Source organism: Bacillus sp. 196mf (assembly GCF_003217275.1).
In the GTDB taxonomy this organism is placed as follows: Bacteria; Bacillota; Bacilli; order Bacillales; family Bacillaceae_G; genus Bacillus_A; species Bacillus_A thuringiensis_S.
Window position 1 is genome coordinate 128,477 of record NZ_QJTG01000009.1, and the last position, 14,101, is coordinate 142,577.

The window sequence follows — 14,101 nt, forward strand, 5'->3', positions numbered from 1 at the left end:
ATTTTAACAAAAACAGCGATAACACCACCACTTTCTTCCATCTTCTTCCCATCAAAAAGTTGCTATCTTATTGTATCCACAAACGAAAAAAGAGATGCCTCATAATAAGGCATCATCTTTTCTATACTTGCGGTTCAGATTCTACTTTCTCAACCTTCTTCTTGTTTTTCCCCTTTTTCAAACGACGGTTTTCAAGCATTAACCAAATTTGAGAGGCAACGAAAACAGAAGAGTACGTACCTACTATTAATCCAACAAGTAACGCAAACGAGAAGTTACGTAGTGACTCACTACCAAAGATAAGTAGTGCAATTACTGGGAGTAACACTGTTAATACGGTGTTAATCGAACGACCAAGCGTTTGGCGAATACTTGCATTTACAATTTCCTCTAGGTCTTTTATATCGCGCACTCGTTTTTTCTGTTTGTATAATTCACGGTTTCTATCAAATGTAACAATCGAGTCATTAATAGAATAACCGATGATTGTTAGTACTGCAGCGATAAACGTTAAGTCTACCTCTAATTGGAAAATACTAAACATAACAACCATAACGAATGCGTCATGTAATAATGCAAGTACTGCAGATAACGCATACGTAAATCGGAATCGAATACTTACGTATAAAATGATAACTGCAGAAGCAATCAGTACAGCGATAAATGCATTTCGTGCAATTTCTTTACCGATTGTCGGTGAAACTGTACTTATGTTTGGATCCGTACCATATTTATCATGGAAGAATGTTTTTGTTTTCGCAATTTCATCTTTTGATAAAACACCTAATGTACGAACTGCGAAACCTTTATTGTCATCCCCAGTCGGTACAATATTTTCTTCCTTCACATCAATGTTCAACTCTTTAAAATCTTTATGAACATCAGCTACAGTAAGTGCTTGTTTTGATTGCAAGTCCATACGTGTACCACTTGCAAAGTCAATACCAAGATTCAATTTGAAAATTGGCAGGATAATTGCACCTGCAATTACAACTACAATTGAGAAGATAAGGAATTTATGACCGATATTCACGAAGTTAATACGATCAAATTTCGTTGGTGGATGTACTACACCTTTTGTTAACGGAATAATATCCTTTTGTTTCACACCAAAATATGATGGTTTTTTATCGAAGTAACGGCTCTTTACAAGTAAACCTAGTAAGAAACGAGTACCGAATACGTTCGTAATGAAACCGACTAAAATACTTACGATTAAACTTGTTGCGAACCCTTGTACTGAGCTTGTACCATATACAAATAACACACCTGCAGCTGCAAGAGTCGTAACGTTCGCATCTAAAATTGTTGCTAATGAACGATGGTTACCAGCTCGGAATGCTGACATCATGGACTTACCAATTTTCAGCTCTTCTTTCAGTCTCTCGTACGTAATAATATTCGCATCAACTGCGATACCTACCCCGAGCACTAATGCGGCAATACCTGGTAATGTCAGAACCGCATGCATCCAGTTAAAGACAAGTAATGTAACAAAAATGTATAGACCTAACATAATAACCGCTACAAGTCCTGGTAAACGGTAATACACAAGCATAAATAAGAAAATAAGAGCGATACCAATCGCACTAGCGAAAATTGTTTGGTCTAATGCTTGTTGACCAAATTTCGCTCCAACAGATGTTGAATACATTTCTTTTAAATCAACAGGCAGTGCACCTGCATTTAATAAAGATGAAAGTTGTTTCGCACTTTCAACTGTGAAGTTTCCACCTACGATAGATACTTCAGCTTGGTTAAATACTTGGTTTACTGTTGCTGCTGATAAGAACTTTGGATTCGGTTTTGCAGATTCTGCTTTATACGAATCTTTTCCTTCTTCAAAATCAAGCCAAATTACCATTAAATTCGTTGGTGGTGGCATTTTAGAAATTTTTTCAGTTACTTCACGGAATTTTTCAGCGCTTTTTAGTGTAAGACCTACGCTCGCACGGCCTTGCTCATCAAATGTTTGCTTCGCTCCGCCGCCTTTTAAATCCGTTCCATCCATAAGAAGGTTATCATCCACATCACGGAATGTTAATTTCGCTTGTGTTGATAACATTTCACGTGCTTTTTGCTGATCTTGTACACCAGCAAGCTGTACACGAATTCGATCTTGCCCTTCGATTTGAATGTTCGGCTCACTTACACCGAGAACATTGACACGATTTTCAAGAGCACCTACTGTACTTACAAGTACGTCTCGATCGATTTTATCACCTTTTTTGGCTGGTTTTACTTCATACAGAATTTCAAAACCACCGCGAAGGTCTAGTCCTAGACTAATTCCTTTTGCTATGTCTTTTCCTGCCGCACCAATTACTCCACCGATTAATAAGACGATGAGGAAAAAGGCGGCAATTCTCGTACCACGCTTTGCCATATGTACCCTCTTTCTGCTACTAACACTTTCAATAAATCTTTTACGATTCACTGCTATACGTGTGCATACGCCTAGTTAGTAGACTTCCTTTCTATAATTTTTGCTAGCTCATCACTAGCTGTATAGGTAAGCTTTTACACTCCCTACACTTTCATCATTTATTTTCCTCTTCACTACCTCCTTTATATATAATCTTAGACACAATTATTTCCTCTTTATCAATACATATCATTATACTGCAAAAGGAAGAACAAACCAATTGCAGTCGGTTATTTATTTTCGTACTCATCAAATGACCAAAGCGGTGCTTGGTAAGCTTCAACAGTTAAATATGTCATATATTCATTAGTACTTACTGTTAATACATCATTAACTAATTCATACAATCTAACATCGCTGTCTATCTTCTTCCACTTTTTCACTTTGAGAAACTTCCAAATGTCATCATCTGTTACTCGGTCGTAACCGAACATTTGAAACTCTTCTACTTTACTTTCTAAAACGACTTGTAACTGTCCGCGGTATGATTCTACCAAAGCCTCTCTATCTAACATTTATAACATCTCCTTCTTATTTCAGCACGAAAAAGTCGCTTTAATCCCGCTCTAATGGACAGCAATAACTACTTTCAAGAGCACTATCATACTTCACTCTCTTAAATGCTTGTCATTCTTGTCTCGTACGTGCATATAAATTATTGTAAATCATTCCATTGATTTTGAGAAGGTAGGAGAAGAACATGACGAGACAAAGCTTTTTAAAAGGCGCATTTATTTTAATGATAGCCGGCTTTATTACAAAAATACTTGGCTTTATCAACCGCATAGTAATGGCACGTATTTTAGGAGAAGAAGGCGTTGGTCTTTATATGATGGCCGTTCCTACATTCATTTTAGCAATTACATTGACACAAATTGGTCTTCCTGTCGCAATCGCAAAGTTTGTAGCAGAAGCGGAACCTGTAAACGATAAACAAAGAGTTAAAAAAATATTAACCGTATCACTAGCTGTTACATCCGTTATTAGTATCATTTTAACAATCGGAATTATGTTCCTCACGCCTATTTTAGCAAAAACATTATTAACCGACGAAAGAACGTACTATCCATTAATGGCCATTTTGCCCGTTGTCCCGGTTATTGCTGTTTCTTCTGTTTTGCGTGGTTACTTTCAAGGGACACAAAACATGAAACCTAGCGCTTATGCGCAAGTTCTAGAACAAGTCGTCCGCATTACCATTATCGCTATATGCATTCAATTATTTTTACCTTACGGCATAGAATACGCTGCAGCAGGCGCTATGTTATCAGCTGTTCTCGGTGAAGTTGCATCCTTATTATTTTTACTCACGTTATTTCAGCGAGAAAAACATTTATCAATACGCTCTGGATTTTTCACTACTGTAAAGGAAAGCAAAGGGACATTTTATTCTCTGATGGATATTGCCCTTCCAACTACAGGAAGTCGTTTAATCGGCTCCGTTTCATATTTTTTTGAACCTATTGTCGTTATGCAAAGCTTAGCAATCGCTGGTGTCGCTGCTTCTGTTGCAACCCAGCAATACGGTATATTAAACGGTTATGCATTCCCGCTTCTATCACTACCCGCCTTTATTACATACGCTCTTTCTACAGCGCTCGTCCCTTCTATTAGTGAAGCAATGGCAAAAAGACAACATAAATTAGTGGAGCACCGTTTACAACAAGCACTTCGAATTTCATTAATTACCGGCGGATGGTCTGTCGTTATATTATACGTATTCGCTTCTCCTGTTTTAACTCTTATGTATGGATCAGACAGCGCAACAGCATTCATTCAACTTCTTGCGCCTTGCTTTTTATTTCATTATTTCCAAAGTCCACTTACCTCTGTTTTGCAAGCTTTAAACTTAGCAAGGGCTGCAATGATGAATACATTTATTGGTGCCATCGTGAAATTAATCGTTATTTTTGTACTAGCATCAAGGCCAGAATTTCAAATGATGGGGGTTGCACTTGCTATCGCTGCAAATATTGTAACAGTAACATTTCTTCACTACGCTACTGTTTTAAAAAAGATTACATTTACCATTTACGCAAAAGACTATATTTTCGGCGGACTTGCCATCGGTATCGCAGGCGCCTTCGGTTTTTATCTCCATAAATATATTATTTTCTCTCATTCCCTTGGCATACAAACATTATGGGAAATCACTTTAACAACAATTGTTTATATCGTACTTCTCTTCACTTTCAAACTCATTCGAAAAGAAGAGTTAAGTCGTCTCCCTATCATTCGTAAACTTTCATTTTTGAAATAAGATGAAACTTTAATCAGTGGGGTAATCTCCACTGATTATTAGTTAAACCAATCATTCTTACTCTTTCAAAGGATAAATCTCTAATTTTCTTTTACATCAACAAAAAATTGTCCGTTTTGAAAACTACAGTATAAAATTTGTGTTACATCGTTATAACCTAAGTTTTTTAATTTCTCAATAAGCCATTCATCTGTATGCTCAATCATTTGTAAATGACTAGATTGAATTTCTCCATCAATAATAAGAGGAAGCGTAAACTGTAATGTATCTTGTTTATTTTTTTGTTTTTGAAAGACAGATAACTTCCCAGACGGTTCCAAAATAGCATATTCTACATCCCGAATATCTCCAACTCCTTGTTCCCTTAATTGCATCATTAAATCATCTATATTATACCGTTGCTTTCTCATCTTCTTTTCATCAATCTTCCCCGCGTTTACAAGAATAGCTGGCTCACCTTCTATTAAATGCCGAAAGCGTTGATACTTTAGGGAAATGACTGACAAAATAATTTGGATGCACATAAGAAAAGTCATCGGAACTAATTGATGCCAAAGTGATTTATCGGTATTTTCAATTGCCACTACAGCCATTTCTCCAAGCATAATAAATACGACTAAATCTAATACACTTAGCTCTCCTATCTCACGTTTACCCATAAGACGAAAAATAATTAAGATGATGATATACAAAAGCATTGTCCGTCCAATTATTGATATCCATTCCATTTCTACATCTCCTTTTTTACGTATAGACTCCCCTATAAAAAAGAAACTAGTCTAACTTGGGCAAAAGGAAAATATGCTTGTATTAAAAAGGGGGAATGCATAAATGGATGGAACGAAAAAATTATCAACTGCAATTGGCTTCGGTATTGTTACACTACTAATTCTCGCATCTATTACTAGTATGATTATGGCTCTTTTATTAAAGTTTACAAATATAAATGAAGGGACATTAACCGTTACTATTTTTATACTCGCTCTTTTATCTATGCTTATGTCTGGATTTACTGCCGGCAAAAAGGCTCAAGGAAAAGGTTGGCTAGTAGGTTTCACAACAGGGCTCACATTCACTATACTCGTCTTTTTAGTTAACTATTTAGGCTTTTCTCAAACCTTATCGAACTCACAATTACTTTATCAATTAGCATTAATGGGGGCGAGTACACTCGGTGGTATTTTCGGTGTAAATATGTCAAAGCAAAGTAACTAAAAAAGGCCCTGCACATTTCATGCAGGGCCTTCCACATTAGTTTTTCACAACTTCACGAATCGCATTGCGATCGAAAGTTAAGTGTGAACCACCAGATTTAATAACGATTTTCGTCTCATCTACTGATTCGATTGTACCGTGTAAACCACCGATTGTTACGATAGCATCACCTTTTGCTAACTCACTTTGCATTTGAGCAACTGCTTTTTGACGTTTTTGTTGCGGGCGAATTAATAAGAAATAGAAAATCGCAAACATCGCAACGATCATAACGATATTCATCATACCTGCATTCATCTTTTGTTCCTCCTTTTAAATTATGTATTAGAAGTTTTTAGCATTCGGTTTATTAAAGCCATACTGTTCAAAGAACTCTTCGCGGAAATCGCCAAGACGGTCTTCACGAATAGCTTGTCTCACCTGCTCCATTAAGTTTAACAGAAAATGAAGGTTGTGATAAGACGTTAAACGAATTCCGAACGTTTCATCACATTTCATTAAGTGACGAATATACGCACGTGAGTAGTTTTTACATGTGTAGCAATCACAGTTTGGATCAAGCGGACCGAAGTCTCTTGCGAATTTCGCATTTTTTACAACGAGTCGACCTTCACTTGTCATACATGTACCATTTCGAGCGATACGAGTTGGAAGTACGCAGTCAAACATATCAATACCACGAATTGCACCATCGATTAATGAGTCAGGAGAACCTACACCCATTAAGTAACGAGGCTTATTATCTGGAAGAAGTGGTGTTGTAAACTCAAGTACACGGTTCATAATATCTTTCGGTTCACCAACAGATAAACCACCTACAGCGTAACCAGGGAAGTCCATTGAAACAAGGTCTTTCGCACTTTGACGACGAAGCTCTTCGTACTCCCCGCCCTGTACAATACCGAATAAACCTTGATCTTGCGGACGTTCATGCGCTTTTAAGCAACGTTCTGCCCAGCGGCTCGTACGCTCTACAGATTTCTTCATATATTCAAAAGTAGCCGGGAACGGCGGACACTCATCAAATGCCATCATAATATCCGAACCTAATGCATTTTGGATTTCCATCGCTTTTTCTGGTGATAAGAATAATTTATCTCCATTTAAGTGATTACGGAAGTGAACGCCTTCCTCTTCAATACGACGGAAGTCACTTAAACTGAATACTTGGAAACCACCAGAGTCTGTTAAGATTGCACGATCCCAGTTCATAAATTTATGCAAGCCGCCTGCTTCACGAATAATTTCATGACCTGGACGTAGCCATAAATGATACGTATTACTTAAAATAATGCCAGAATCCATTGCTTTTAATTCTTCCGGTGACATTGTCTTAACTGTCGCAAGTGTACCAACTGGCATAAATGTTGGTGTATCAAATGAACCGTGCGGTGTATGCACACGACCTAAACGGGCACCCGTTTGTTTACATGTCTTAATAAATTCATAACGAATTGCTGTCATAACTTACTCCTTTTATTTGTTTCTCATTTTAGCGTGAGATGCAACGAACATTGCATCACCGAAGCTAAAGAAACGATATTTTTCTTTTACTGCTTCATTATAAGCATGAAGTACATTATCTCTATTTGCAAATGCACTTACAAGCATGATTAATGTTGATTTCGGCAAGTGGAAGTTTGTAATTAAACCATCAATTGCTTTAAATTCATATCCCGGATACATGAAAATATCTGTCCATCCAGAAGCGGCGCAAAGCTTACCGTCATGATCTGTTGCAATTGTTTCTAACGTACGAGTTGATGTCGTACCTACAGTAATAATACGTCCACCATTCTCTTTCACACGATTTAATAATGCCGCTGTCTCTTCAGACATATGGTAATATTCTGCGTGCATATGGTGTTCTTCAATCGTGTCTGCAGAAACTGGTCTAAATGTTCCAAGCCCTACGTGAAGTGTAATGAATGCCAACTGAACGCCTTTTTGCTTTAACTTCTCAAGTAACTCTTCTGTAAAGTGAAGTCCCGCAGTCGGCGCTGCTGCTGAACCGATTTCTTTCGCATATACTGTTTGATAGCGATCGCGATCTTCTAGCGTCTCTTTAATATATGGAGGAAGTGGCATTTCCCCAAGTTCATCTAAAATTTCATAGAAGATGCCGTCATATGAAAATTCAAGCTGACGTCCACCTTGATCTGCAGTTCCTGTGCAAGTTGCTTTTAATTTCCCTTCGCCAAAAGAGATAACAGTTCCTTCTTTTACACGTTTCGCTGGCTTTACAAGCGTTTCCCACTTATCGCCTTCTTCTTGTTTTAAAAGAAGTACTTCAATGTGCGCGCCTGTATCTTCTTTCACACCGTGCAAACGAGCAGGCATAACTTTCGTTTCATTTAAAACTAAGCAATCCCCCTCATGTAAGTAAGAAAGAATGTCCGTAAAATGTTTATGCTCAATATCACCTGTTTCACGGTCTAACACCATTAATCTTGATGTTTCACGATCTTCTAACGGGACTTGTGCAATAAGTTCTTCTGGTAAATGAAAATCAAACAGATTTATATCCATAGCTATATCCACCTATTTCTTATTTAAATCGATTTATTATATACATAATAAAAGATAGTACAATACTTAACACAATACATGTAATGATAGGAAAATAAAAGGTAACGTTTCCTTTTTTCACAAAAATATCGCCTGGAAGCCTGCCAATGAACTTCCAAGCTAATCCAACAACGATGAGTAAGATTCCCGCTGTAATAAGCATTTTGGGCATCTCCATCATACTTTTGGCATCTCCATTCCGAAATGTTCATACGCAAGCGGCGTTACAATTCGGCCCCTTGGCGTTCGTTGTAAAAAGCCAATTTGTAATAAATACGGCTCATACACATCTTCAATCGTATGAGATTCTTCTCCAATTGTTGCTGAAACCGTTTCTAATCCAACTGGACCACCACGGAATTTCTCAATAATACCAAGCAGTAATTTATGATCAATATGATCTAGACCTAATTTATCTACTTGCAGTAGCTCTAATGCCATTTGCGTAATTTCCATCGTAACCGTTCCGTTACCACGAACTTGCGCGAAATCACGTACACGTCTTAAAAGACGATTCGCAATACGAGGTGTACCACGAGAACGTCTTGCAATTTCTAATGCAGCTAACGAATCGATTTCAACTTCAAACACTTCTGCTGTACGTTCAACAATCGCAGAAAGCTGATCTACTGTGTAGTACTCTAACCTTGAAAGTACACCGAAGCGGTCACGAAGCGGTGCCGATAATGCTCCGGCGCGTGTCGTTGCTCCAACTAATGTAAATGGCGGTAAATCTAGGCGTACAGAACGTGCTGAAGGCCCTTTTCCAATTACGATATCAAGGCAAAAGTCTTCCATCGCAGGATACAATACTTCTTCAATTGATCTATGCAAACGATGAATTTCATCAATAAATAATACATCCCCTGGCTGAAGCGCTGTTAATACAGCAGCTAAATCTCCTGGTCTTTCAATCGCGGGACCTGAAGTTGTTCTAACATTAACGCCCATTTCATTTGCAATAATATTCGCAAGCGTCGTTTTACCAAGACCTGGCGGTCCATATAAAAGCACGTGATCTAACGTTTCTTCACGCATTTTCGCTGCTTCAATAAATACTTCTAAATTATGTTTCGCTTTATCTTGGCCAATATACTGACGGAGCGTCTGTGGCCGTAATGAATATTCTAAATCCGCATCTTCATATGCAGATTCCCCTGAAAGGAGACGTTCGTCCATTATACTCACCTCTTACCATTTAGTAAAAGACTAAGTGCCTTTTTAATATACTGATCCGTCGTTAATGATTCTTTTAATAACTCTGGTACAACGCGAGAAACTTCGCGTTCTGCGTATCCAAGTGCGCGCAGAGCTTCCAGTGCCTCATCAAGCTCAGCTGATGAACCTTTCTTCTCATCAAAACGTTCTGTGTCTGAGAATAAATCCACAAATGCATCTGGTACGACATCTGCTAGTTTTCCTTTTAAATCTAAAATCATTTGGCGTGCTGTTTTCTTTCCGACGCCTGGGAATTTCACTAAAAACTTCTCATCTTCATGCTCAATCGCTTGAACGACCTGTCCTGTTTGACCAGAAGCTAAAATTGCAAGAGCGCCTTTTGGCCCAATGCCAGACACGCCTAACAACTTTGTAAATAATAAACGCTCTTCACGTGTTTTAAACCCGTAAAGTGCCATAATATCTTCTCTCACATAATGATATGTATAGACACGGATTTCTTGCTTACTTCTTTGAAATACATACGGATTCGGTGTGAAAATTTGATAACCAATTCCATTATGGTCAATTACGACATATTCCGGCCCTACATACTCCACGTAACCTGTAACATATTCAAACAAAATACGATCTCTCCCTCTTAAATCATGTATTCCATTTTAACATATTTAATGATAGAAAAGCGAGACTGCCCCAACAAATGTTCTCCACTTGAAACTTCTGTTATTTTCCATTGACAGAAAGGTTAAAGCACCTTAATATACAGAGGTCGATAATGATTATCAATATTAATTAAAGGGGTTACATCAGGATGAAACGTAAGCTATTTATTTTATTTACTATTATGCTTGTTGTTCTTTCTATCGTTGGCTGTTCTTCTCAAAAAGAAGAATCAAAAGCAAAAGAACAACCGAAAACAAAAGTTGTAAAACATGCTAAAGGTGAAGCTACAATTCCAGTAAATCCAAAGAGAATTGTTGACTTATCTGGATCAACAGAAGAACTATTACTTCTTGGACACAAACCTGTTGGTACAGCAAATACATATAAAGATAAAATCCAAAATCACTTAACAGACAAATTAGATGGAGTAAAAGCAGTTGGTTGGTACTGGGCACCTAAAGTTGATTTAGAAGCTGTTACTGCTTTAAAACCAGACTTAATAATTTTAAACAACCGTCAATTAAAAATTTATGATCAACTAGAAAAGGTTGCACCTACAGTTGTTCTAGAAACAAACTTAGAAGACTGGCGTGGTAAGTTTAAAGAAGTAGGTAAGCTATTTGACGAAGAGAAGAAAGCAGACAAATGGATTGCAGACTACGATAAGAAAGCAGACTCTTTATCTAAAAAAATTAAAGAGAAAACAAAAGATGAGAACTTTATGTTCGTTGCAGTTACACCTCAAAACTTCCGTGTATACGGCAGCTTCGGATACGGTGACATCATCTTTAACGACTTAAAACTTCCTGCAACAAAAGGTACAGATTTAAAACAAACGATGGCGCAAGTATCACTAGAAGGTCTAGTTGTATTCCAGCCTGATCAAATGTTTATTGTAAACTTCGGCGGCGAAGCTGATAAAGTGTACGAAGACTACAAAAACAGTGCCGTTTGGAAAGACAATAAAGCAGTTAAAAATAATCACGTATATGAAGTATCAAATGAAGTCTTCAATACGAAAGCATTCAATCCAATTGGAAAAGATATGCTAATTGATGAAATCGCAAAAGAAATTTTAGCTAAAAATAAGTAAGAAAAAGCAGCTCACCATGAGCTGCTTTTTTTCTTATTTTGCACTGCGTATTGTTTCATTTTTTCAATCGTCTTTACAAAACCTTCTTTTGATTTAATCCGAATACCACGCTTCAATTTCGCACGCTCATAACTCTCAAGCTTTTTCATATCAATTTGAAAGAAAGAATGGATCGCATTATCACTTTTTGGCACACCTTTGAAAATTTGTAATATCCCTTCCTCTGAAACACCAAAATATCCGCTCGTTTTCAATAACGGAGAAATATCATCAACTTTCTTTTGTAATACGATTTGTACATCATCACGATCAACAAGTTGCCATTCTTTATATTGCTGTAAAAACTTTTCTAAATCCGCTACTTTTTCTGTAAGTATTTCCTCACTTACTTCTCCATCAACATACATACGCTCTAATAAAATTGTAACCTCAGGTTCTTTTTCCGTTACTTCTGGTACTGGCCCTTCCGCCTTCACATTCGTTTCATAAACGAAACAAAACATCATAACGAAAGCTTGCATCGCAATCAGTATCCATTTCATTTCCGTTCACCTCTTTTAGGCAAGATCATACTTTCATTAGTAGTTTTTCCGGAAATGGGGGTTTTATCCATATTACATTTCTTTCGAAAAATAAAAAATGCAGATAAGGGTTTACCTCATCTGCATGTATCATTTACTTTTATATAAAATGAAAGACGCCTGCAAAGCAGGCGTCTTGATGCGTTTACGGCGAGAGACCAGGCGACCACATTCGCGTGTTTAGCACTTAAGCATATCTCTCGTCTTACGTAAATTAGCTCATCGCTTTGTTAATATAACATTAATAAATTATAAGTGCAACATGTTTATAAAAATATTTTATTCCCTCTTTTATCCAACTGAATAATATGCAAATTATAAATTGATAAAAGTAACATATATGTTACAATTAATATAACAGCGAAATCATAATAAACAGGAGATGGATATTGTGAAAAAAATAAAGGATGAACGTCTCATTCTGAAAACATTAAAAAACATACGTATTGCCTTTCTTTTTCAATCGCTTGGTATAATTGGCATTTTAGGCTATATCGGATTCACTGAAGGAATGGATCAAATTACGAAATCTCCATTATGGCTATTATTTATTCTTACAAGTATCGTCCTTAGTTATTTACAGTTAAGTGTTTCAATCGATGTAGAAGAAAGTGAAAAGGAAATAAAGTTAACTCCTTATTATAAACTTGTCTTCCGCTCCCTTATTGTAGGAATCGTTATGGCTATTATTTATATTATTTTCAGTCCAGAAAGACCACTGTTTGAAGCTATTTTAACAGGTAGTATTCTTTTCATATGCTTTTTAGTTTCTTACTCCGTTAGTTATTTTATTAAAAAACGTCGTTTACAAGACAACGATGAATAAAGAGGAAGGGCTCACCCTTCCTCTTTTGTTTTGTTATCGCACTGTACCAGTTAAACCGTAACGAATGTCTCGGAACATATTCACTATGTCACGATTAAAATCGTTTGTAACTGTACCGTTACGTAGACGCGTACTCATTGCATCGACACGAGTAAACATATCATTTCTTACAGAAACATATACGTTTCTGTTTCCAACTTCATTTGAAACCGCTTGACGAATTTCGTTCGCCATCGCCGTTTCATTTGTCACTGTGTTACGTGGCTTTACCGCAATCGCTACATCGTTTCCATATACAACTGTAGACACACGGTCTACGTTATTCATACGTTTCACACGATTTGTTATTCTTTCAGCTGTTTTACCATCATTGTTAATGTATGAATTGTTCATTGTAATATTACGAGTTGGATGCGGATTAGCAATTTGTCCATTGTAATTTACATCTCGATAATAATTGTATCCTGTATCGTTACGACCATTTCTATATGTTACATAATCTGTATAACGATCATTACGTGTCACATTATCACGATACTGGTGTGTATCATTATAAGATGTACGTTCGTAATTGTAGTTACGTCCATCCATTGCATTGTTATCTTTTGGTGTACCACATGCAGCTAATGCACTGGTAACTAACAAAGAAGCAGCAATCACTTTTACTTTCGTATTCAATACAAAAACCCCCTCTGTTAGAATGAGCTTCTCTACTGAAAAGCTCCCTCTTATGATGAGTAACAGAGAAGGTTTTTACACTGTTAATATTTCACTGGGAATTTTCTAGCACCTCATAAAAAAACTACATTTTCTTAATTAACACGCATGCAAAAAAGGCGGGAATACTCCCGCCTTTTTAAACTTCTTCGTCCTCTTCTTCTGAAACGGGCTCTCCAAATACATTTGGTGGATCTGGTTGATAATACATCGTTCCTGGCTGTGGTGCATATGCAGACTGAGTTGGTTGATAATATAAAGGATTCGCATATTGCGGACCACCTGGTTGTGGACTATATAGTCTACTTTCTCCTCCGCATCCACAATCTTCCTCACCCTGCACAAGCGGCGGCATATTATTATCCATTGGCATCATATTCGGATTTGGCATAGACGTATATTGTGGTCCAAACGGCGCTCCTTGCTGATATGGCATTTGATATGGATTTGGTTGTTGATAATACGGATTCGGCGGCATCATGGGCTGTTGATACGGCATTTGATATGGCATCATATTCGGTGGTTGATTGTTATCCATTATCGGCATCATATTCGGCATTTGATTGTTATCCAT

At 37.1% G+C, this 14,101-nt stretch carries 15 protein-coding genes and 1 pseudogene; 4 read left to right on the forward strand and 12 right to left on the reverse strand.

The genetic code is table 11. From position 1 onward, the window contains the following. Positions 1-121: 121 nt before the first annotated feature. A complete protein-coding gene (secDF, locus tag ATL10_RS15225; protein ID WP_097821491.1) occupies positions 122-2,386 on the reverse strand; it encodes a protein translocase subunit SecDF in 2,265 nt (754 codons plus the stop codon). A 269-nt stretch (positions 2,387-2,655) separates the two neighbouring features. Next, positions 2,656-2,940, reverse strand: coding sequence for a post-transcriptional regulator (locus ATL10_RS15230; RefSeq protein ID WP_000886979.1), 285 nt, complete (start codon positions 2,938-2,940; stop codon positions 2,656-2,658). A 185-nt stretch (positions 2,941-3,125) separates the two neighbouring features. On the opposite strand from ATL10_RS15230, the gene spoVB reads away from it, so the two are divergent. Then, positions 3,126-4,685, forward strand: coding sequence for a stage V sporulation protein B (gene spoVB / locus ATL10_RS15235; RefSeq protein ID WP_110497103.1), 1,560 nt, complete (start codon positions 3,126-3,128; stop codon positions 4,683-4,685). Positions 4,686-4,765: 80 nt separating this feature from the next. On the opposite strand, the gene ATL10_RS15240 is transcribed toward spoVB, so the two are convergent. Next, positions 4,766-5,413: a DUF421 domain-containing protein gene (locus tag ATL10_RS15240; RefSeq protein WP_000454821.1), complete on the reverse strand. Its 648-nt coding sequence runs from the start codon at positions 5,411-5,413 to the stop codon at positions 4,766-4,768. 103 nt (positions 5,414-5,516) lie between these two features. On the opposite strand from ATL10_RS15240, the gene ATL10_RS15245 reads away from it, so the two are divergent. After that, complete coding sequence (locus ATL10_RS15245; protein ID WP_000349148.1) at positions 5,517-5,900, forward strand: TIGR04086 family membrane protein; 384 nt, start codon at positions 5,517-5,519, stop codon at positions 5,898-5,900. A gap of 36 nt (positions 5,901-5,936) precedes the next feature. Here the strand turns inward: ATL10_RS15245 and yajC are convergent, their stop codons facing one another. Genes yajC through ruvA form a run of 6 tightly spaced genes read right to left on the reverse strand, consistent with a single transcriptional unit; the run spans position 5,937 to position 10,270 of the window. Next, the gene (gene yajC, locus ATL10_RS15250) at positions 5,937-6,197 is read right to left on the reverse strand and encodes a preprotein translocase subunit YajC (RefSeq protein ID WP_000991115.1); all 261 of its coding nucleotides are present in this window, start codon (positions 6,195-6,197) and stop codon (positions 5,937-5,939) included. 27 nt (positions 6,198-6,224) lie between these two features. After that, complete coding sequence (gene tgt / locus ATL10_RS15255) at positions 6,225-7,364, reverse strand: tRNA guanosine(34) transglycosylase Tgt (RefSeq protein ID WP_000125365.1); 1,140 nt, start codon at positions 7,362-7,364, stop codon at positions 6,225-6,227. A 12-nt stretch (positions 7,365-7,376) separates the two neighbouring features. Then, on the reverse strand, positions 7,377-8,429 hold the full coding sequence (gene queA / locus ATL10_RS15260) for a tRNA preQ1(34) S-adenosylmethionine ribosyltransferase-isomerase QueA (protein WP_000354014.1): 1,053 nt from the start codon (positions 8,427-8,429) through the stop codon (positions 7,377-7,379). Between the two features lie 19 nt (positions 8,430-8,448). After that, the gene (locus ATL10_RS15265) at positions 8,449-8,649 is read right to left on the reverse strand and encodes a DUF2905 domain-containing protein (protein ID WP_000970410.1); all 201 of its coding nucleotides are present in this window, start codon (positions 8,647-8,649) and stop codon (positions 8,449-8,451) included. Then, positions 8,646-9,647, reverse strand: a complete 1,002-nt coding sequence (gene ruvB / locus ATL10_RS15270; RefSeq protein WP_098250905.1) for a Holliday junction branch migration DNA helicase RuvB — start codon at positions 9,645-9,647, stop codon at positions 8,646-8,648. The genes ATL10_RS15265 and ruvB overlap by 4 nt, the downstream gene beginning before the upstream one ends. 5 nt (positions 9,648-9,652) lie before the next feature. Then, entirely contained in the window at positions 9,653-10,270 is a 618-nt protein-coding gene (gene ruvA, locus ATL10_RS15275; RefSeq protein WP_000464511.1) for a Holliday junction DNA helicase RuvA, read from the reverse strand. A gap of 188 nt (positions 10,271-10,458) precedes the next feature. Here ruvA and ATL10_RS15280 point away from each other — a divergent pair, with 188 nt between their 5' ends. Then, on the forward strand, positions 10,459-11,403 hold the full coding sequence (locus ATL10_RS15280) for an iron-hydroxamate ABC transporter substrate-binding protein (protein WP_110497105.1): 945 nt from the start codon (positions 10,459-10,461) through the stop codon (positions 11,401-11,403). Positions 11,404-11,414: 11 nt separating this feature from the next. On the opposite strand, the gene ATL10_RS15285 is transcribed toward ATL10_RS15280, so the two are convergent. Then, on the reverse strand, positions 11,415-11,945 hold the full coding sequence (locus tag ATL10_RS15285; RefSeq protein ID WP_000871172.1) for a BofC C-terminal domain-containing protein: 531 nt from the start codon (positions 11,943-11,945) through the stop codon (positions 11,415-11,417). A 430-nt stretch (positions 11,946-12,375) separates the two neighbouring features. On the opposite strand from ATL10_RS15285, the gene ATL10_RS15290 reads away from it, so the two are divergent. Continuing rightward, positions 12,376-12,810, forward strand: coding sequence for a hypothetical protein (locus tag ATL10_RS15290; protein WP_023523099.1), 435 nt, complete (start codon positions 12,376-12,378; stop codon positions 12,808-12,810). A 33-nt stretch (positions 12,811-12,843) separates the two neighbouring features. Here ATL10_RS15290 and ATL10_RS15295 read toward each other — a convergent pair whose 3' ends face one another. Both ATL10_RS15295 and ATL10_RS15300 read right to left on the reverse strand, forming a co-directional pair. Continuing rightward, positions 12,844-13,488 (reverse strand): YhcN/YlaJ family sporulation lipoprotein, encoded by a 645-nt coding sequence (locus ATL10_RS15295; RefSeq protein WP_001093537.1) that lies wholly within the window; start codon positions 13,486-13,488, stop codon positions 12,844-12,846. A 178-nt stretch (positions 13,489-13,666) separates the two neighbouring features. After that, positions 13,667-14,101: pseudogene (locus tag ATL10_RS15300) on the reverse strand (peptigoglycan-binding protein LysM); the annotation flags it as partial.